At 31.8% G+C, this 19,734-nt stretch carries 19 protein-coding genes and 1 tRNA gene; 6 read left to right on the plus strand and 14 right to left on the minus strand.

Features of this window, described 5'->3' with window-relative positions:
• Position 1: 1 nt before the first annotated feature.
• From JJ842_05505 to mazG, 7 genes are all read right to left on the minus strand, one after another.
• Positions 2-673, minus strand: a complete 672-nt coding sequence (locus JJ842_05505) for a 7-carboxy-7-deazaguanine synthase QueE (protein MBO6971368.1) — start codon at positions 671-673, stop codon at positions 2-4.
• Between the two features lie 24 nt (positions 674-697).
• Positions 698-2,308 carry a CTP synthase gene (locus JJ842_05510; protein MBO6971369.1) on the minus strand — a complete coding sequence of 537 codons (1,611 nt, stop codon included), beginning with the start codon at positions 2,306-2,308 and terminating at the stop codon, positions 698-700.
• A gap of 75 nt (positions 2,309-2,383) precedes the next feature.
• A complete protein-coding gene (gene aspS / locus JJ842_05515) occupies positions 2,384-4,180 on the minus strand; it encodes an aspartate--tRNA ligase (protein MBO6971370.1) in 1,797 nt (598 codons plus the stop codon).
• A gap of 55 nt (positions 4,181-4,235) precedes the next feature.
• On the minus strand, positions 4,236-5,348 hold the full coding sequence (gcvT, locus tag JJ842_05520; protein MBO6971371.1) for a glycine cleavage system aminomethyltransferase GcvT: 1,113 nt from the start codon (positions 5,346-5,348) through the stop codon (positions 4,236-4,238).
• 50 nt (positions 5,349-5,398) lie between these two features.
• Complete coding sequence (gene speB, locus JJ842_05525; protein MBO6971372.1) at positions 5,399-6,280, minus strand: agmatinase; 882 nt, start codon at positions 6,278-6,280, stop codon at positions 5,399-5,401.
• 4 nt (positions 6,281-6,284) lie between these two features.
• Positions 6,285-7,133 carry a polyamine aminopropyltransferase gene (speE, locus tag JJ842_05530; protein MBO6971373.1) on the minus strand — a complete coding sequence of 283 codons (849 nt, stop codon included), beginning with the start codon at positions 7,131-7,133 and terminating at the stop codon, positions 6,285-6,287.
• Entirely contained in the window at positions 7,130-7,984 is an 855-nt protein-coding gene (gene mazG, locus JJ842_05535; GenBank protein MBO6971374.1) for a nucleoside triphosphate pyrophosphohydrolase, read from the minus strand. The genes speE and mazG overlap by 4 nt, the downstream gene beginning before the upstream one ends.
• A gap of 98 nt (positions 7,985-8,082) precedes the next feature.
• On the opposite strand from mazG, the gene JJ842_05540 reads away from it, so the two are divergent.
• The 4 genes from JJ842_05540 (at position 8,083) to JJ842_05555 (ending at position 11,960) form a co-directional block, all read left to right on the plus strand.
• Positions 8,083-8,154 (plus strand) — tRNA-Val (locus tag JJ842_05540).
• Positions 8,125-8,511 carry an AIR synthase gene (locus JJ842_05545; protein ID MBO6971375.1) on the plus strand — a complete coding sequence of 129 codons (387 nt, stop codon included), beginning with the start codon at positions 8,125-8,127 and terminating at the stop codon, positions 8,509-8,511. The genes JJ842_05540 and JJ842_05545 overlap by 30 nt, the downstream gene beginning before the upstream one ends.
• A gap of 96 nt (positions 8,512-8,607) precedes the next feature.
• A complete protein-coding gene (locus tag JJ842_05550; GenBank protein ID MBO6971376.1) occupies positions 8,608-11,361 on the plus strand; it encodes a valine--tRNA ligase in 2,754 nt (917 codons plus the stop codon).
• 2 nt (positions 11,362-11,363) lie between these two features.
• Positions 11,364-11,960: a TVP38/TMEM64 family protein gene (locus JJ842_05555; GenBank protein ID MBO6971377.1), complete on the plus strand. Its 597-nt coding sequence runs from the start codon at positions 11,364-11,366 to the stop codon at positions 11,958-11,960.
• Between the two features lie 4 nt (positions 11,961-11,964).
• Here the strand turns inward: JJ842_05555 and JJ842_05560 are convergent, their stop codons facing one another.
• The 3 genes from JJ842_05560 to JJ842_05570 all read right to left on the minus strand — a co-directional run bounded on the left by JJ842_05560 (position 11,965) and on the right by JJ842_05570 (position 13,991).
• On the minus strand, positions 11,965-12,117 hold the full coding sequence (locus tag JJ842_05560) for a hypothetical protein (protein ID MBO6971378.1): 153 nt from the start codon (positions 12,115-12,117) through the stop codon (positions 11,965-11,967).
• A 116-nt stretch (positions 12,118-12,233) separates the two neighbouring features.
• A complete protein-coding gene (locus JJ842_05565) occupies positions 12,234-13,547 on the minus strand; it encodes an ATP-dependent DNA ligase (GenBank protein MBO6971379.1) in 1,314 nt (437 codons plus the stop codon).
• 24 nt (positions 13,548-13,571) lie between these two features.
• Positions 13,572-13,991 carry a hypothetical protein gene (locus tag JJ842_05570; GenBank protein ID MBO6971380.1) on the minus strand — a complete coding sequence of 140 codons (420 nt, stop codon included), beginning with the start codon at positions 13,989-13,991 and terminating at the stop codon, positions 13,572-13,574.
• Positions 13,992-14,076: 85 nt separating this feature from the next.
• Here JJ842_05570 and JJ842_05575 point away from each other — a divergent pair, with 85 nt between their 5' ends.
• Together JJ842_05575 and JJ842_05580 are read left to right on the plus strand one after the other, a co-directional pair.
• The gene (locus JJ842_05575) at positions 14,077-14,604 is read left to right on the plus strand and encodes a SprT family zinc-dependent metalloprotease (protein ID MBO6971381.1); all 528 of its coding nucleotides are present in this window, start codon (positions 14,077-14,079) and stop codon (positions 14,602-14,604) included.
• Positions 14,605-14,688: 84 nt separating this feature from the next.
• On the plus strand, positions 14,689-15,252 hold the full coding sequence (locus JJ842_05580; protein ID MBO6971382.1) for an RNA helicase: 564 nt from the start codon (positions 14,689-14,691) through the stop codon (positions 15,250-15,252).
• On the opposite strand, the gene JJ842_05585 is transcribed toward JJ842_05580, so the two are convergent.
• From JJ842_05585 to rplI, 4 genes are read right to left on the minus strand one after another with little or no spacing between them, the layout of a single operon-like run.
• Complete coding sequence (locus JJ842_05585; GenBank protein ID MBO6971383.1) at positions 15,232-15,807, minus strand: chorismate lyase; 576 nt, start codon at positions 15,805-15,807, stop codon at positions 15,232-15,234. The two genes, JJ842_05580 and JJ842_05585, sit on opposite strands and share 21 nt — an antisense overlap.
• A gap of 48 nt (positions 15,808-15,855) precedes the next feature.
• Positions 15,856-17,823, minus strand: a complete 1,968-nt coding sequence (mnmG, locus tag JJ842_05590; protein ID MBO6971384.1) for a tRNA uridine-5-carboxymethylaminomethyl(34) synthesis enzyme MnmG — start codon at positions 17,821-17,823, stop codon at positions 15,856-15,858.
• 12 nt (positions 17,824-17,835) lie between these two features.
• Positions 17,836-19,218: a replicative DNA helicase gene (gene dnaB, locus JJ842_05595; protein ID MBO6971385.1), complete on the minus strand. Its 1,383-nt coding sequence runs from the start codon at positions 19,216-19,218 to the stop codon at positions 17,836-17,838.
• Between the two features lie 58 nt (positions 19,219-19,276).
• Positions 19,277-19,732, minus strand: coding sequence for a 50S ribosomal protein L9 (gene rplI, locus JJ842_05600; GenBank protein MBO6971386.1), 456 nt, complete (start codon positions 19,730-19,732; stop codon positions 19,277-19,279).
• Positions 19,733-19,734 lie beyond the last annotated feature (2 nt).

Raw genomic sequence — 19,734 nt, forward strand, 5'->3', positions numbered from 1 at the left:
TTCAATTAATTTTTAAGTATTTGTGAGTTTGAAGGCTCAATTTCCAATCGGGGTTATTTTTTACGAAATCGATAGCAAGAGAAAACCCATTCGCATTGTTCCATGCTGGCTGTAAATAAAAAATTTTATCTTCTTTTTTTAAGCAATTTTCGCTTTTAGAGAGTTGATACTGTTTAAAAGTTTCTTTTTTTATTTGAATAGCAAATTCAATATCTTCTATTTCATTTATGATTATTTTGATTTCATTACAGTTTTTTAAAAAATAATTTTTTGGGGGTGAGTGTCTTTTAGGAGATAAAGTAATCCAGTCATAGCTTCCTGATATCGAATTAACTCCACTTGTCTCAATATGAATCTTCATTGGCTTTTGTTCTTCTTCCATCGTCATTTTTTTTATGGCTTTGCAAAAATTATCCAAGTTATGTTGTAAAGGTTCTCCACCTGTAATAACGCAAAAAGATGCTCCTTTTTTTCTGGCAATTTTTATACGATCTATTATTTTTTCAATTGATATATAAGGGTGTTTTTTCTCGTCCCATGAATTTTTGGTATCGCACCACGAACATCCAACTTTACATCCGGCTAATCTTACAAAAAAAGCACTTTTTCCAGCGTGATAACCTTCACCTTGTAATGAATGAAATTGTTCGACTAAGGGTAAAAAATTTGTCATTTTCATTCAAAAAAATAAAGAATATTAATTTGATTGAGTTAATTTATCTTGAGAGGCTTTTATTAATCCTTTAAATAAAGGATGAGGTTTGCCAGGTCGTGATAAAAACTCAGGATGATATTGACAGGCTAAGAAGTATGGATGATTTTCTAACTCAATTAACTCTACTAATCTGCCATCTGGAGATGTGCCACTAATTTTGTATCCAGAATTTATAAAACTTTGTTTGTAGTAATTATTAAATTCGTATCTATGTCGATGTCTCTCATAAATAACGTCCTCATCATATAAGTTTTTTCCAGTTGTATTTTTTGTCAATCTACATGGATAAACCCCAAGTCTCATTGTCCCACCTAAATCAACTACATCTTCCTGTTCTGGTAATAAATGTATCACTGGATTGGGAGTATTTGGGTCTAGTTCTGAGCTAGATGCATCTGGAAGATTAGCTACATTCCTGGCCCATTCTATAACTGCACATTGCATACCAAGGCAAAGACCTAAAAAGGGAATTTTATTTTCTCTTGCAAATTTTATAGCCGAAATTTTTCCATTGACTCCTCTATTGCCAAATCCCCCGGGTACGACAATTGCATCAACTTCATTTAAGTAAGTTTCTGCTGAATTTTTTTCTATCATTTCAGCACTTACCCAATGTAAATCTAATAAAGCCTTTTGTTCAATGCATGCATGTCTTAAAGCTTCAACAACGGATAAATATGCATCTCCAAGTTCAATATATTTGCCTACAAGGGCAACTTTTATTGGATCTCCAGGATTTCTAAGGTTGTGTATTAGTTGCTCCCAATTTTTCAAATCACATTTTTTATCTTCAAGGTCTAAATACTTCAGGGTTTCTTTGCATAAACCTTCTTTTTTTAAAGAAAGAGGTACAGAATAAATACTGTCTGCGTCTAATGCTTCAATCACAGAGTTGATATTGACACCGCAAAAACCACTAAGCTTTTTTTTAAGAGCCTCATTGATAGATTGATCACTTCGGCATACAAGTAAATCTGGCTGAATTCCAATTGATCTTAATTCTTTCACTGAATGTTGTGTTGGTTTAGTTTTTATTTCGCCAGAGGTTTTGATGTAAGGAAGTAATGTTACATGTATGTATGCAACATCGTTCCTATTGACATCATTTTTGAATTCTCTTATTGCCTCTAAAAAAGGTAGAGATTCAATATCACCAACTGTTCCACCAATTTCAGTAATAATAATATCTGCATTGCTGTTAGCGGCTACTCTATGAATCCTTTCTCTAATTTCTCCCGTTATGTGAGGTATTACTTGCACAGTTCCACCGTTATAATTACCTCTTCTTTCTTTATTAATAACTGCTTGATAAATAGATCCCGTTGTTACACTATTCAATCTAGTCATTGCAGTATCAGTAAATCTTTCGTAGTGACCTAAATCTAGATCGGTTTCTGCCCCATCTTCGGTTACAAATACTTCTCCATGTTGAAAAGGGCTCATTGTGCCTGGATCAACATTTAGATATGGATCTAGTTTTAGTATTGAAACACTATATCCTCTAGACTTTAATAATCTACCTAAGCTTGCAGCTACAATCCCTTTACCAATGCTAGAAACTACTCCTCCTGTGACAAAAACAAATTTTGACATTAAATATTCTTAATTAAGCACTGCCTCCTTATACTTTATTTAAACAAAAAACTTTTAGAACATCCATATATATTCTTATTCATCAATTGTTATTTCAATATCTAATTCTTTTAATTGTGATTCTGAGACATTTGAAGGCGCATTTGTGAGCAGACATTTTGCTTGTTGATTTTTTGGAAACGCTATTGTTTCTCTGATTGAATCTGCACCTATGATCAGCATGGCAATACGATCTAATCCAAACGCTATTCCACCATGAGGAGGAGCACCCATTTCTAAGGCTTCTATTAAAAATCCAAATTTTTCATTAATCTCTTTATCAGTAAGTCCTACCGTTTTCAAAACTTCTCTTTGCAAGTTTGCTTCATGAATACGTAAAGAGCCACCTCCTAATTCCAAGCCATTAAGAACTAAGTCATAAGCATTTGCTATTGAGTCCTCTATTTCTTTTTGTAAGTTTTCAGGATCTTTAGTTTTTATATTTTTTGGAGAACAAAAAGGATGATGTAAAGCTTCATATCTATTCTCCTCTTCATTTCTCTCAAACATGGGGAAATCAGTTACCCATAAGAAATTCCATTTACTTTTATCTATGAGATTTAAGTCTTTTGCGAGGTATTGTCTCACTCTATCTAATGACTGGTTGACAATTTGTTTATCTCCAGCACCCAAGAGGATTAAGTCTCCATCTTGCGCTTCGGTGATTCTTAAAATATCAGCTATGTGCTCTTTATTTAGATTATTTTTAATTGCCCCAATAGTCTCAAGCTCATCTCCTTTGACCCTTATAAAGGCCAAACCACCAGCTCCTGCATCTTGAGCTACTTGGAAGATATCACCTCCGGGTTTGATTCTTACGTTGCTAATACTTAAATTTCCTCCTTTGACTGTTATGGATTTTATAGAACCTCCAGACTCAATTGCCTTGGTGAAAATATTAAAGCCAATATTACCTAATACTTCTCCTAAATCTTTTAATAACATTTGATATCTAGTGTCTGGTCTATCAGTGCCGTAATTATCCATTGCTGTTTGCCATGACATTCTTGGAAAAGCATTATCAAAATCAATATTTAATACTTCTTTCCATATTTTTTTTATAAGACTTTCATTAAAAGAGATTATTTCTTCTTCACTAATAAAGCTCATTTCAATATCTAATTGAGTAAACTCTGGCTGCCTATCTGCCCTTAAGTCTTCATCACGGAAACATTTTGCGATTTGATAATACTTATCTAGACCTCCCACCATTAAAAGTTGTTTAAATAGTTGTGGGGATTGAGGCAGAGCAAAAAATTCTCCATTCGAAAGACGAGCAGGAACAAGAAAATCGCGAGCGCCTTCTGGAGTTGATTTTGTAAGTAATGGAGTCTCTACTTCTGTAAATCCAAAATTATCAAGAAATTCTCTAGCAACTTTAATAATTTTATGTCTTGTTTTTAAATTTTCTAGTAATTTACCTCTTCTTAAATCAAGGTATCTATATTTTAATCTGAGTTCCTCTTTTGTATTTTCATAATCATGTATAGATACTGGAAAAGGTAGGTTTTTTTTAATTTGGTTGAGAATTTGCAAATCTTTAACTTTAAGCTCTAACTCTCCAGTACTTAAATTTTTATTTATTGAATCTTTTGGCCTTTCGTTAATAATTCCGCTAACCATTATTACTGTTTCATTTCTTAGAGTTTCTGCTTGTTTAAATAGATCTGCACCATCATCGGGGTTAATTGTTATTTGTAGAAATCCACTATGGTCTCTTAAATCAATAAAAATTACACCACCATGATCTCTTCTTCTATCTACCCATCCGCATAAATTAACTAATTTACCAATATCTGTATTATTGAGTTCTTTGCAAATTTTGTTTCTCATCTAAGTATGATTTATTTATCAATAACTTATAATAATTCTTTAAGGGTAAATTTAGTTAATAATTTTTTTTATAAAACGCTCTCTTTGTTATTACCCCGTTAAATTTTTTGCCTCTTATTGATATTTGAACTTCATTATTTATTAAGGCATGCGAAGTATTGATGTATGCAAAAGCTATAGCTTGTTGTTTAGTTGGGGACCAACTGCCGCTTGTGATAGTCCCAATATTTTCTTCACCTTTAAGAACTGCGCAACCTTTTCTTCCTATTGCTTTACCTTCTATAGAGAGACCAACTAACTTTTTTTGAATACCTAATCTTGACTGCTCTTCAAGAAATCTTCTTCCAAAGAATTCATGATTATTTTCTAGATGTACTAACCAGCCTAAACCTGCTTCATATGGAGAAGTTTCTTCATTTATGTCTTGACCATAAAGATGCATGCCTGCTTCAAGTCTAAGAGTATCTCTAGCTCCTAAACCACAAGGTGCAACTTTTTTGGAAATTGAGAAATCCCATAAATTAATTGCTGCTTTTTTAGATAAAAGTATTTCTAGACCATTTTCCCCCGTGTAGCCTGTCTTTGAAAAGAAAATTTTTTCTTCAGGCGAAATATGTTCAAAAATTTTATGTTCGCATCCAAAGTTAGGAATATGTGAGATCGAAGATTCAATCCATTCTTCAAATAAATTGAATGAGTTTTTTCCCTGTAGTGCTAAAAGTACTTTGTCTTTTTTAAAGTTTGTTATCGAAATTTCAGACATATTTAAATTATTTTTTATCCACTGAAAATCTTCTTCATATCTACTTGCATTAACTATTAACAATAATTCTGATATGTCATTTTCTTGTATACCAAGATCATAAATTATTAAGTCATCTATAATTCCTCCTTTATCATTGAGCATTACTGTATAAAGTCCTTGTCCTTCAGAAAAGGAGTATAAATTAGTAGGAAAAAGTTTTTGAATATAATCCTTTGGATTGATTCCCTTGATAGAAATCACACCCATGTGAGAAATATCAAATAATCCTGCTGAAGATCTAACTGATTCATGCTCTTTAATTAATCCTGAAAATGATATGGGCATTTCCCAACCTGCAAAATCCACTAATTTTGCATTGGATTCAACATATTTTGAATAAAGAGGACTTTTTAGCAAATCCATGAAATATTTAGTTTGTATTTAGTATTTTTACACTGTAGTTTAGAAATTTTTTATTGCATATTTTCTAATGACAAAATTAAGCTTCTAAGTACTTTGGCTGCAACTACGCTACTTACTCCGCTTTTATCAATTTCTGGAGATAATTCCACAATATCTGAAGCCACAATTCTAAAGTCTTTTAAAGTTTTCAGTATTTCTTCAAAATCATTCCAAAAAAATCCTCCCGGTTCTGGAGTGCCTGTTCCTGCTAGTAAACTGGGATCAAACCAATCTAAATCTATTGTTAAATAGATTGGAGACTTCGTGTATGGTAGAAGAGCTTGTTTTAACTCATGGGCATTTCCGCGTGGACAAAAGTTAACTAATTGCTTGTTGTTATGCATAATTTCAAATTCTTCTTTAGTCCCACTTCTAATTCCTACTTGCAAAATTTTTTTTTCAGGTAGCACTTCTAAGCATCTTGTCATAGTACAAGCATGACTATGTTCATTCCCTATATATGATTCTCTTAAATCTGCATGAGCATCAAGTTGAACCAAGATCAAATCTGGATATTTTTTTACTAATGCTTCAATAGCACCTCTTGTAATAGAGTGTTCGCCTCCAAGAATAATAGGGCTAAGGCGTTTACTAATTAAATAATTTGTTGCTGATTTTACCAATTCAATAACGGACTTTGAGTCATTTTTATCAATTAGTATTGATCCAAAATCAACATACATAATATCCTCTAAGTCTTTTTTTATTTTTGGGCAATATGTTTCTAAACAAGTACTAACTTGTCTAATTGCTTCTGGACCAAATCTTGCTCCTGGTTTAAACGAACATGTCCCGTCATAATTAACTCCAAATATACCAATTGAGCAATTGTCAGGACTTCTTTTTGCTCCCATATAAATTGCATTTTCGTTATCAAATAAATTTTTTGTCATCTTATTAATCTAGTTCTTTTACAATTTTATTTGGCATCATTTTGAATGCTGCATTTTGAAACTTTAAATTCCAAATTTCACATCCTTTTTCTATTTTTACGACTTCATCATAATTTTGCTTTGATGAATTTAGATCTTCTGAAGAAGCAAATGTCCAACTCCAAATCCCGCTTGGATATATAGGTACAAAGGAATACATAGTTTCAGAAACTTTAAATATATTTTTTAGGGTTTTCAAAATATTTATGTGAATATTTCTAAAGGATTCAGGAGATTCGCTTTGCGTTGCTAATACCCCCCTTGGTGAAAGTATTCTTTTACATTCTTTATAAAAAGAATCTGAAAATAATAAATTTGAAAATTCTGAGGGATCTGAACAATCTATCAATATAACGTCGTAAAAATTATCTCTTGTTTTTTTTACCCATTTAACGCCATCATCAACATGTATTTCTAATCTTTTGTCATTCCATGCTTCGCCTCCAATTTCTTTTAGAAATTTTTTAGATATTTTGATTACCTCCTCATCAATTTCTACAAGATCAATTTTTGATATTTGAGAATATTTAACGCATTCTCTTGCAGTACCACCGTCACCACCGCCAATAATTAGTACATTAGATTTTTTATCAATGCTACTTAATGCAGGATGCACAAGACACTCATGATAATATTTCTCGTCTTTTAATGATGTCATCCAGCAACCATCTAACATTAAAGCTTTACCATAATATTCATTTTCAATAACAATAATTTCTTGATATTTTGAGGTTTTTTTAATTAGAATTTTTCCATTTAGGCCGAATCTTGAGCCTTTATGATATTCATCTATCCATGTTGTAATATTTGTCATTTGCTTTTAGGAATTTTTCCCGCCAGTTTTTGTTTGGCTATTTGCCAAAGCCGCTGAAAGTCTTTAGGAGTTTGTTTTTTCATATTATCTCCTACATGCTCTTCGACGATTGAAAATCTGTCTAAAAATTTTATATTAGTTTTTTGAAGCGCTGATTCAGGATTAATCTTTAAAAAGTTTGACAGATTAAGAAGGGTAAAGTAAATATCCCCAAATTCATTTTTTATCTCTGAATTATTTTTACTTTTAATTGCTTCCTTTAATTCATTAATCTCTTCTTCTAACTTTTTAAAAATCTCATCAGTACTTTCCCACTTGAAACCATGTTCTTTAACAATATTTGTGATTTTATCTGTTCCAACCGTTGGCGGTAAATTTTTAATTTTCAAATTTAAATTTCTACTAATTGAAGATTTCATATGAGGTGCTTCTTTTTCTAAATTTTTTATATTTACCCAAATTTGTTGTGATTTTTTTAATGATACTTTTTCTTTTTTGTTAAAAATATATGGATGTCTATGAATAATTTTCTTGTTTAGATTTTTTATAACATCATTTAGTGTAAATTCTTTTTCTTCGTAACCGATTTCAGCATGAAGCATTACTTGTAATAAAAGATCTCCTAACTCCTCACATATGTTATCTGCATTTTTTTCATATATCGCATCTATAAATTCATTACTTTCTTCATACAAAAATGGGATCAACGATACATGAGACTGTATTTTCTGCCATGGGCAGCCCCAAGTTTTATCTTTTAATGCTTTGATATTAGATATTAAGATTTTAAAACTATTTATAGTCTCTAAATCGGAATTGTTTTCCAATTTATATCTATTGTTTGAGGACATAGGATATATTTTATTAATTAAATTTTGCCTCAATCATGAAATATTTAAATACTTAGTATAAATTTTTCAACTTCATCTATTAGAATGTTCTATTATAAGGGCGATTAGCTCAGCGGTAGAGCGCCTGCCTTACAAGCAGGATGTCCCTGGTTCGAACCCTGGATCGCCCATTTATTATTTTTCTAATGACTGAGATCGTCAATCTTTCAATCAGTCAAAGTGCTGCTTCAGAACTATCTAGGCAAGCTTCTTTTGGAGGTTCTCCAGGAGAAATGTCGATTGATTTGGTAGAGGATAAAGATTGTTCTGAAGGATGGATGCATATTAAATTAAGGCCAGGTACATGTAATGGATCCCCTATTTCAAGAACTGAAGGAGTAACTTTATATGCAGATGTTAAAAAGTTTAATTTACTGAAAGATTTAAAATTAGATTATTACGGTGATTTGAGTGGTGGTGGATTTCTTATTTCAACACCAAAAAATGCAAAACGTTGTTCTTGTGGTTCTGGTTTCAAACTTTTGTAGAATGGATGTGTCTTTTTTGCAAACTAATATTATTTTCAATAATTAGCTGCTCTCAAGATAAAATAAATAAAAAGTTTATTGAAATAAAATTTGCACATGACAGAGATGAATGATCAATTATCTTTAGAGAATTATTCACCTTTTGAAGTAGAGAAAAAGTGGCAAGAAAAATGGGAAAGTTTAAAGGCGTTTAGTCCTAACCCTGAGGATGATGGAGAGCCTTTTTGTGTTGTTATTCCGCCACCAAATGTAACTGGATCTTTGCACATGGGGCATGCATTTAATACGGCTTTGATAGATGTTGTAGTACGTTTTCAAAGACTTTTAGGTAAGAATGTTTTGTGTTTACCTGGAACTGATCATGCTTCAATAGCTGTTCAAACTATTCTCGAGAAACAATTAAAAAGTGAAGGCAAAACAAGCGAGGATATTGGAAGAGATGAATTTCTTAAAAGAGCATGGAACTGGAAAGAACAAAGTGGTGGAAGAATAGTTTCTCAATTAAAAAGGATAGGATATTCAGTTGACTGGACTAGAGAAAGATTTACTCTTGATCAAAAATTAAATGAAGCAGTTATTGAGGCTTTTAATATTCTCTATAAAAAGAATTTAATTTATAGAGGCGAATATTTGGTTAATTGGTGCCCTGAATCTCAATCTGCCGTAAGTGATCTTGAAGTTGAAATGCAAGAAGTAAATGGTCATTTATGGCATTTTAAATATCCTATACTTTCTGAAAGAGGTGAACAGTTAGATAAGTACTTAGAAGTTGCAACAACGAGACCTGAAACTCTTTTGGGTGATACTGCTGTGGCAGTAAATCCTGATGATGATAGATATAAAGAATTTATTGGTGTCAAAGTAAAAGTTCCTTTCGTTGATAGAGAAATACCTATTATCGCTGATTCACATGTTGATAAAGATTTTGGTACGGGTTGTGTGAAGGTTACTCCAGCCCATGATCCAAATGATTTTGCAATAGGAAAAAGGCATAATTTAAAACAGATTAATGTAATGAACAAAGATGGAACTTTAAATATTAATGCAGGTATTTTTCAAAATTTAGATAGATATGAGGCTAGAAAGAAAATTATCAAAGAATTGGATAACTTAGGCCTTTTGACAAAGATAGAGGATTATAAACATACTGTTCCTTTTTCTGATAGAGGTAAGGTGCCAATTGAACCTTTATTGTCAACACAATGGTTTTTGAAAATGGATGATATATCACAAGGATGTCTTAATGAAATTGATTCTAAAAAACCATCGTTTATTCCTCCACGCTGGGAGAAAGTTTATAAGGATTGGTTAGAGAATATTAATGATTGGTGTATCAGTCGGCAATTGTGGTGGGGGCACCAAATACCAGCCTGGTATGTTTTAGATGAATCTCAAGACTCAATAGAACAAAATACTCCATATATCGTTGCAAGAAATGAAGAGGATGCCTTAATCGAAGCCAATAAAAAATTTGGATTAAATATTAAATTGGTTCGTGATAAAGATGTTTTGGATACATGGTTTTCAAGTGGTTTATGGCCTTTCTCAACCCTTGGTTGGCCAAATACAAATAATCCGGATTTTAAAAAATGGTATCCAAATAGTGTTCTTGTTACTGGTTTCGATATTATTTTCTTTTGGGTGGCAAGAATGACAATGATGGGGAATACTTTTACAAATAATATTCCTTTTAAGGATGTTTATATTCATGGTCTAGTTCGAGATGAAAACAATAAAAAAATGAGTAAAAGTTCAGGTAATGGTATTGATCCAATATTATTAATTGATAAATATGGTTCTGATGCTCTACGATTTGCTTTAATTCGAGAAGTGGCAGGCGCTGGACAAGATATCCGGCTTGATTTTGATAGGAAAAAAGATACGTCTTCAACTGTTGAAGCATCAAGAAATTTTGCGAATAAATTATGGAATGCAACTAAATTTGTTTTAATTAATAAAACTTCTAATAATTATTCGCTTAATGAGAGTGACGAAACTTCTTTAGAGTTATGTGATAAGTGGATTTTATCTAAATTGAATCAGGTAAATATAAAAGTCGCTGAGTTGTTGAAAGAATATAAATTGGGAGAATCTGCGAAACTTCTATATGAATTTACGTGGAATGATTTTTGTGACTGGTATGTAGAATTTGCTAAACAAAGGTTTAATAATAAAGAGACTAAAAATAGACAAATATCTGAAAAAGTTTTAATAAAAGTGCTCAATGATATTTTGGTAATGATTCATCCTTTTATGCCGCACATTACCGAGGAACTTTGGCATGTGCTGCAACTAAAACCAGATAATTCATTATTATCTCTTCAAAAATGGCCAATTTACGAAAATAAATTTGTTGATAATAAGCTTGATAATTCCTTTCAGCAACTCTTTGAAATTATTAGGCTGATTAGAAATTTGAGAGCTGAATTAGGTCTTAAGCCATCAGAAAAAGGTCCCGTATATTTAATTTCAGATAATGATGAATTGATTGATTTTTTAAAAACTTTAGTTGATGATATTCAAACCTTAACTAAATCTTCTGAAGTATTTATTTTTAAAACTAATGCTGTTGATAAAAAAGAGTTTGCTAAATCTTTTTCCGGGATAATTAGTGATTTAGAGGTTTACTTGCCTTTCCAGGATTTTGTAAATATAGATGCATTAAAGGAAAGGTTAACCAAGGATTTAAAAAAGGTGAATATTGAATTAGAAAATTTAAATAAGAGATTATCTAATAAAAATTTCGTTGATAAGGCTCCAAAAGATATTGTTGATGAATGCAGATTTAAATTAAATGAGGGTTCGGGACAAAAGGAAAGAATTACTAAAAAACTCGAACTTTTGAATTGAGAATGAATATATTTTTTGAAAATATTTATAATTTGTCTTTTTTTTTTAATACTGGTTTTGGGATTCTTTCGTTTGTTTGTATTTATATTTTAATTGTTTTATTAATACTTCCAGCCTCTTGGTTATCTTTATTATCAGGTTTTTTATATGGCTCATATTTAGGATCAATTATCGTGTTCATTTCAGCTTCCATAGGAGCATCAGTTGCTTTTTTTGTATCAAAAAGTTTTTTTGCAAAAAAGCTAAAAAATCTTATTAGCCGTTATCCAAAATTAAGTGTCATGGAAAAAGTAGTAGAAAAAGGCGGACTTAAATTAATTTTTTTAGCGAGATTATCGCCGATATTTCCCTTCAGTATTCTTAATTATTTTTATGGTTTGAATAATGTTAAATTTAGAGATTTCGCTCTTGGTCTTCTTGGAATAATCCCAGGAACTTTTCTTTATTGCTCAATAGGTAGTTTGGCAAAAAGTATTCAGGAGTTAAAAAATGTGCAATCACCAAATAATTTATATATTACTTGCGTTGGAATTATTTCAACTTTTTTAATTGTATATTTCTCAGCTAAATACTCCAGAGAATATTTTGAAAAATCTTAAGAATTTACTCTTTAATATTCCAATCTCTAATTGATGCAATTAAGATAAACCACAAAAGCCTTAATTTACCTAGTAAAGTTTTGTTGGCTTCTAATTCGATATATTTTGCCTGTCCACAAGTTGTTTTTATGAAGCTGAAAACTGTTTTCTTCGTCATAAGTCTCTCAAAAAGTCCTGATAATTATTCTTATATTTTATAGCCATAATTTTTATTTTTTTTATTTTAAAACCACATTTTTCTTTGACTACTTTGTTGAATATTATTTTTAAAATTTAAACTTTTTCTCCATCTTTAAATCCTCTAAAGCATTTAAATCTAGGAAACCTAAGACTAAAAGCCACTGCATCCTTTGACTTAGTTTTTGCATCAGCTCTGATTTCTACAAGTTGACCAACGAGATGATTACGTTTAGACCAATATTCTTCACGTTGGATATCACTAAATCCGCTTCCGCAACTAAGACTGTATTCGTATCCATCATCTTCTCCTTCTACCAGGATTGCTCCCAGTCTCCCTTTGTTGCGACCTGTGCCTTCCTCAACCGATACAACTTTTAAAGTGACTTCAATGAAAGGTTTTGCTTTTAACCAACTGTGTGTTCTTTTGCATTCATAGAAAGCATCAGGATCTTTAATCATTACGCCTTCATACCCACCTTCAACAGCAGATTTATTCAGCTCTACAAATCTTTTTTGTCCTTCAATAGTGTCGAGATCAACATTTTCCCATTCAAGAGTTTGTATATGTTTTAAAAGCATAGAATGTTTTGCTACCCATTCTTTTACTAAAAAACTTCTTTTTGTTTGACTAGTGTTCCATCTCCCTTTTTGAAAGTTTTCAAGGGGACATAAGTCAAATAGGTGTAGAACTGCGTCTTTGGTTTGTTTGCCATCTTTTCTATGTACCTGTTTCATTAAATCTTGAAAGTTAGCGCTCATCACTTCACCATCGAGTACTAAGTCATAAGGTGCTGGGTCTTCTTTTAAGGCGTTTTCTATTTCTGAGATAATATGACCAAAATTATGGAATTGTTTCCCATTGCGAGAAAACATTTCTACTTTATTTTGTCTAATAATAGTTAAGACGCGTACACCATCTAATTTGATTTCAATTTGCTTTTTTCCTATCATTTTTTTTTCATGATTTGCACTGTCATGAGCTAAAGGACAAGAAAAAATAGGAATAGCATATTTGGGAAATTTCTTTGCTATCTTGTTGATTGTTTTTTCGGATACACCACATCTAAGATCTTTAATTAAAACTCGTCTATAAAATCCATTCCACTCTTCTTTTGTTGCAGATTCCATAGCCGTAAGAATTGCATCGCGAGCAGCGTGACCAGTAAGTTCTCTTTGAATAAGCTTATTGGCTAATTTTCTAAAATCTTCCCATAAAAATTTTTGACTTTTTTCAGTCTCTTTCTCAGGGACAATTTTTACACCAAAAGTTACCAATGGATCAAGTGCCATACGTATACCTTCAAAAAAATCATCTAGACCTTCTTCCATTGCTTCTGAGATGATTTTTTCTTTGTCTAATCTGCTTGGGTGAAATTCTAATTGATGTATTATTTCTTCTTTAAACAATTCTTTTTGCCTCACAAGAAATTATTAATTCACTTTAGCTATTCTGTCTATTTTCCAATCATTGTCAGTTTTTGCAAAAGTAAAATCTAATGGGAGCTCATCTTGTTTGTCTTCTGATTTTAAATTCAAAGTTATTATGATTTGATCTTCTTGGACTCTAGGTCTTCCTGATTTTAAATTTCTGTATTTATTAAGGTTTAAACTAGCTAAAAATTTTAGAAAGTCTTGTCGTTTTACATGAGTTTTATAAGTTTTTGTAGTCAAACCATAAGCTGCATCGATTCTGCCAGCAGCTATTTGATCGAAAAATTTTCTTACTAATGGATTAATTCCTCTAGCGCTTATAACTAATTTGACTGCATTAAAAGTCCAAAAAGAAACTAGTACAGCTCCGCCAACTAATAATGCTTTAATTCCGATATCTTTAACTAGTGTTGCGTCCATGTTAATTTGAGTTTTTTATTACTTTAAGAAAAGAAATCGTTTTTGATGGCTTTTTTTGTCAAAATAATACTAATTTTAATCCATAATGCCTGTAATTCCTCTTTTACCTTTATTTCATAGATTTAATAGCCAATATTTTGAAAATTCTTTAACGGTTAATAATCACCCTTTAGTAAAAGTTAGATGGAGTGATAATAGATTAAAAACTACTGCTGGTTTTTATAAAAGAAAACGTATTAATGGTTTTATAGATTCTGAAATTATCTTATCGAAACCTATCTTGAGTAAATTATCCACTAGTGAAATAAACAGTACTTTATGTCATGAAATGATTCATGCATGGGTAGATAGGATATTAAAGAAAAATGAGATACATGGTCCAAATTTCTTAGAAAAGATGCATGAAATTAATTCAAAAGAGAAGAATTTTCAAATTGCTGTAAGGCACTCATTTCCTATAGAAAGGAGAGAATTAAAATATATAGGAACTTGTCAACATTGTGGTGAGAAATTTTCTTATAGAAAAAGAATAAAGAATATAGCCTGTAAAAAATGTTGTGTAAATTTCTTTAATGGATCATGGCATAAAAAGTGTTTGATTTTGTTTGATTAAAAATAATTAGATGTGTTTTTGTTTCTATCTTTGGAATTATTTATTTTTTTAATGTAATTTATATTTTAAAAAGAAGAATAATTTATGGATTCAAGGAGAATTAGAAATCTTAGAAATAGTTTTGATAGAAATATTTTTGATAAACAAGTTGATAAAGTTTTTGAAACTGGAAGACAATTCGTTGATGGAGTATCTGGTGCTAGGCCAGGTAAAAGAAGGAACTCAGATTTTCAAGGAATAACAAGTAAGAGTGTTAAAAAAGTAGGAAAATGGGTATCTGAAAAAGTGGATTTATTTTTTGATGAAGAAAATGATGACTGGAATGATGAGAATTTTTACGATGATCAAAGCGATATCAAGACATTTTCCAGAGCATCAAATTCTTATGAATCTACTACACAGCATTCGAAAAGACCTTTAGAAGCAATATCTTTAAGGCAACCAAAAAATTTACAGACAACTGAGCAAAAAAAATTACCTTATGTGAAAGATAGTAAGGACGAAGATTGGCCAGATGAGATGGATTTCAAAGTTGAAAGATGGCAAAGAGCTTCAGAAAATGTGAATAATACTTCTAGAGATCAATCAATCCCACAAGTTCAATCAAAATCAAGAAATATTCCCCGATCAAGAAGAAGAAGAGTATAGTTTGGTAAATTCTTTAATTCCTGAATAACCCAGCAAAGTTTCTAAATTTGGATTGAAAACCTCCCTTATAATCGTTAAGGGTTTTTTTTCTCGAAAAAATCTGTAGTTTCTTGACCAGAATGGACCTTTAAAGCAAAATTGATCTTCTAACCATTTTGCATTGACAAGTGAAATACGATCAACCTCTCTAAATAATTCTGATCTGTCTTGTGTCAAATTCTTCCAAATTGGCTCTTCTTTGGCTTTTAAATTTTCACTCACTTGATCTGCATTCCACCAACTTTCTGCCCATGCTAGGTTTTTATTATTGCTTTTGATCCATACTTGTCTTCTAATTAACGGGCCATTTAACTGCTTCAATTCTGTAGGACCTTCTTGAGTGAATAGAGGATCTAATTGCATTGAAATTAATTTAATTTTTGTCTCTTGATTTGTTAAAAGCTGCAGATGTCTAGTTGGACTTCCATCCCCAAGCAGCATTAATTTCCATGGACCAGATATTTTTGGTAGTGAATTCTTCACTAAAAAATTAGAGGCTTTTTCTTCCCATAAAATTTTTGGAGAGTTAAAAAGTTTATTATTCAGTGCTCTGATGGAGTGCTTTTAAGATGATAACTTTTTTTCAGCAAAAATATTTGTCTTATCTTTTTTTATCTCTCTTATTTTTAGCCAAACAAGTAAAGCAGTTAAATCAGCTTTGCTAACCCCAGGAATTTTTGAAGCATCACCAAAATTTTTTGGCTTTATTTTATTCAAATTTTCTCTAGCTTCTAAAGATAATGTATCTATCTTTTCATAATTAATTTCTTGAGGCAGAGATTTACAGCTTTGACGATTTATTTGTTCAATGTTGTTTTGTTGTCTTTTTAGATAACCCTCGTATTTAATATCTATTTCAACACCTTCTTGTATTGAAGAAGCTATATTTTTTTCAGTTAAATTATATTTAATTAAATCTGAATAATGAAAGTTTGGTCTTTTTAAGAGTTCTTTTAAAGTTGTTGAGCCTTTGATTCTTGATCCTGTGGCTAATTCTAGTTTTTTTGATATTTCATCCGTGTTTTTTAAACGCGTGTTTTTTAATCTTAATTTCTCTTCTTCAAGGAGTTTCATTTTTTCTTGATAGACCGACCATCTTTTCTCATCAATTAGCCCTATTTCATAACCTAACGGGGTTAATCGCCTATCTGCATTATCTCCTCTCAAGGTCAACCTGTATTCACTCCTACTAGTAAGAACTCTGTATGGTTCTTTGAGATCTTTGGTAATTAAATCATTGATCATTGTTCCTATATAGCTGCTTTCTCTAGTGAAGATTATTGGATCTTTTTTGTTTAGTTTTCTTGTCGCATTGACTCCGGCCACTAATCCTTGTGCTGCTGCTTCTTCATAACCAGTAGTTCCATTAATTTGTCCAGCGCTAAATAAATATTCAATTTCTTTCGTTTCGAGTGATGTTTGAAGTTGTGTTGCAGGTATATAGTCATACTCGACAGCATAAGCTGGTCGCAACATTTTACATTCATTTAATCCAGGTAAGGTTCTTAGAAGTTCTAATTGAATATTTTCAGGTAAACCTGTAGAGAATCCTTGAACATATATTTCAGGGGTATTAATTCCTTCTGGTTCTAAGAAAATTTGATGCGATTCTTTATCAGCAAATTTAACGATTTTATCTTCAATTGATGGACAATATCTTGGCCCCTTACTATCAATAAAACCGCCGTAAATGGGAGTTAAATGTAAATTGTCTCGAATTAGTTGATGTGTTTTGGCAGTTGTTCTTGTGATGTGACAACTAACTTGGGGCATATTATTTTTGATATCTGGATCAAAAGAAAAATATTTATCCGCTGCAGTACTTGGTTGAATATCTAATTCATCAAAAATGATACTTCTTTTATCAACTCTTGCTGGAGTTCCTGTTTTTAAACGTTCTGTTTTGATACCAATTTCGTGTAAATTTTGAGTAAGACCTTTTGCTGCTTGTTCGCCCGATCTACCAGCTGACATTGATTTATTTCCTATCCATATTCTTCCTTCCAAGAACGTACCAGCTGTGATGATAACTGATCTTGCTGAAAAATAACTACCAAAGAAAGTTCTTACACCCTTTATTCTTTTTTTTACGATTTTTTTTGAGTTCAATCCAATTTCTTCAGTTTTTCCGATATCTAGTTCAGTAATCATTGCTTCTTTTAATGATAAATTATCTGTATTTTGTAGTATTTCAATCATCTTTTTTGAGTATTCTCTTTTATCTGTCTGAGCTCTTAATGCCCATACAGCTGGACCTCTACTTGCATTTAATATTCTTTTTTGTATAGCTGTCTCATCAGCTAATTTACCAATAATTCCACCTAATGCATCAACTTCATGTACCAACTGACTTTTTGCTGGGCCGCCAACAGCAGGGTTGCAAGGTTGCCAGGCAATCCTATCTAAATTGATTGTAAATAAGGCTGTAGAAAATCCTAATTTTGCTGTTGTTATAGCGGCTTCGCATCCTGCATGTCCTCCACCAATAACGATGACATCAAAAGATTCATTTGTTGATTGATGATCTTGCATTTTAGGATTGATTTAATTAGCTAAATTCCTAAATCTCGTAAATTGAGGTTCAAATAATAATTTAACAGTTCCTACGGGTCCATTTCTATGTTTAGTGACAATGATTTCTGTAATTCCCCTATCTTCAGTCTCTGGATTATAGTATTCGTCTCTATAAATCATTAATACTAAATCTGCGTCTTGTTCAATAGATCCTGATTCTCTTAAATCGCTTAACATTGGTCTTTTATTTGTTCTAGATTCTACCCCTCTACTAAGCTGAGATAAAGCAACTACTGGTACTTTTAATTCTCTGGCCATGCTTTTAAGACCTCTTGTTATTCGTGAAAGTTCTTGCACTCTATTATCAGGGGTTGATCCTTCCATCAACTGTAGGTAATCAATCACAATTAATCCAAGTTCTTTTTTTTGTTCAGCTATTAATCTTCTGCACAGAGATCTCATCTCTAAAACACTTAAGTTAGGCTTGTCATCTATAAATATTGGTAATTGACCTAATGAATTGATACCTTCTCCGAGTAATGGCCATTCATCTTGCTGTAATCTACCTGTTCTTAACCTGCCACTCTCGATTCCAACTTCCATAGAGAGCAATCTATATGTCAATTGTTCTTTACTCATTTCAAGACTAAATACACACACAGGTAAATCTTGCGATTGTGCAACATTTTTTGCCAGATTAAGAACTATTGAAGTTTTCCCCATTGAAGGTCTTCCAGCAACAATTATTAAATCACTTCTTTGAAAACCTTGAGTCATCGCATCAAGGTCGTAGAAATTTACTGGAATACCAGCTACTGAAGTACCTAATGATCTTGACTCTATTTCATTGAAAGTACTTGTAAGGATTTCAGCTGCTTGAGTCAGGCCTTTTGAAGGTTTTTCTTGGCTGATTTCAAATATTTTTTGCTCCGCTTTATCTAGAACTTCATTAGTATCTTGAGTTTGATCAAAACCTAGTTGAACCACTTCATTCCCAGATCTGATAAGTTGCCTTCTCATGAATTTGTCGTTAATTAAATTAGCAACTTGTTCTATGGAAGCTGTAGAGGAAACATTTTCAACTAGTTCTACCAGTTTGCTGTTTCCTCCAATTTTTTCTAGTGATCCATTATCTGCTAACCAAGCACTCATTGACGTTAAATCAGTTGGTTTACCCTGGGTATGCAACATTAATGCTGTTTTATAAATCTCTTGATGGGCATTTATATAAAAAGCTTCAGGTTTAATTAAGTCTGCAATTCTTCCGATCGCGTCTGGATCAAGAAGTATGCCCCCAAGAACAGCTTCCTCTGCTTGAACGTTTTGAGGAGGTACTAATCCAGAGTTTTCACTATTAAAATCCTTTTTAAAATTTTTATTTTGCCCATTATTTGGAAAAGGTACTGAAACCATATCTTTAATTGCTTAGATATATACTCTGGCTACTTTTCAAAATAATGCAACAAATTGATTAACTTGTTACTTCAATATTTACTTCTGCATTTACTTCTGGATGTAATTTTATTTTTGCAGTAAAAGAACCTAAATTATGAATATCAGGAACAGTAATGTTTCTTCTATCAATTTCTTTTTTAGTTGCTGCTTCTATCGCTTCGGCAACATCCCCATTGGTAACCGTTCCAAAAAGGACACCATCTTCCCCAACCTGTTTTTTGATAGCGAACCTACCTATTGTAGATAATGCAGTTTGGAAATCTAAAGCTTCTTGTTTTAATTTATCAGCAGCGATTTTTTCTTTTTCTTTCTTCCTCTCAATTTGTTTAAGGACTGCTGGTGTAACATTCATTGCCTTGCCATAAGGTAATAGAAAATTTCTTGCGTATCCTGGTGCTACTTCAACTAGATCTCCTTCTTGACCTAGAGATGCGATTGATTCAGTTAATGCGACTTGTACTCTTTTAGCCATGA

Origin of the sequence: Prochlorococcus marinus CUG1433 (assembly GCA_017644425.1) — a bacterium.
GTDB lineage: Bacteria > Cyanobacteriota > Cyanobacteriia > PCC-6307 > Cyanobiaceae > Prochlorococcus_A > Prochlorococcus_A marinus_U.

Coding starts and splice junctions, on each gene's coding strand:
- JJ842_05505 (MBO6971368.1), bottom strand. CDS start 673: ATGACAAATTTTTTACCCTTAGTCGAACAATTTCATTCATTACAAGGT.
- JJ842_05510 (MBO6971369.1), bottom strand. CDS start 2,308: ATGTCAAAATTTGTTTTTGTCACAGGAGGAGTAGTTTCTAGCATTGGT.
- aspS (MBO6971370.1), bottom strand. CDS start 4,180: ATGAGAAACAAAATTTGCAAAGAACTCAATAATACAGATATTGGTAAA.
- gcvT (MBO6971371.1), bottom strand. CDS start 5,348: ATGGATTTGCTAAAAAGTCCTCTTTATTCAAAATATGTTGAATCCAAT.
- speB (MBO6971372.1), bottom strand. CDS start 6,280: ATGACAAAAAATTTATTTGATAACGAAAATGCAATTTATATGGGAGCA.
- speE (MBO6971373.1), bottom strand. CDS start 7,133: ATGACAAATATTACAACATGGATAGATGAATATCATAAAGGCTCAAGA.
- mazG (MBO6971374.1), bottom strand. CDS start 7,984: ATGTCCTCAAACAATAGATATAAATTGGAAAACAATTCCGATTTAGAG.
- JJ842_05545 (MBO6971375.1), top strand. CDS start 8,125: ATGTCCCTGGTTCGAACCCTGGATCGCCCATTTATTATTTTTCTAATG.
- JJ842_05550 (MBO6971376.1), top strand. CDS start 8,608: ATGACAGAGATGAATGATCAATTATCTTTAGAGAATTATTCACCTTTT.
- JJ842_05555 (MBO6971377.1), top strand. CDS start 11,364: ATGAATATATTTTTTGAAAATATTTATAATTTGTCTTTTTTTTTTAAT.
- JJ842_05560 (MBO6971378.1), bottom strand. CDS start 12,117: ATGACGAAGAAAACAGTTTTCAGCTTCATAAAAACAACTTGTGGACAG.
- JJ842_05570 (MBO6971380.1), bottom strand. CDS start 13,991: ATGGACGCAACACTAGTTAAAGATATCGGAATTAAAGCATTATTAGTT.
- JJ842_05575 (MBO6971381.1), top strand. CDS start 14,077: ATGCCTGTAATTCCTCTTTTACCTTTATTTCATAGATTTAATAGCCAA.
- JJ842_05580 (MBO6971382.1), top strand. CDS start 14,689: ATGGATTCAAGGAGAATTAGAAATCTTAGAAATAGTTTTGATAGAAAT.
- mnmG (MBO6971384.1), bottom strand. CDS start 17,823: ATGCAAGATCATCAATCAACAAATGAATCTTTTGATGTCATCGTTATT.
- dnaB (MBO6971385.1), bottom strand. CDS start 19,218: ATGGTTTCAGTACCTTTTCCAAATAATGGGCAAAATAAAAATTTTAAA.
- rplI (MBO6971386.1), bottom strand. CDS start 19,732: ATGGCTAAAAGAGTACAAGTCGCATTAACTGAATCAATCGCATCTCTA.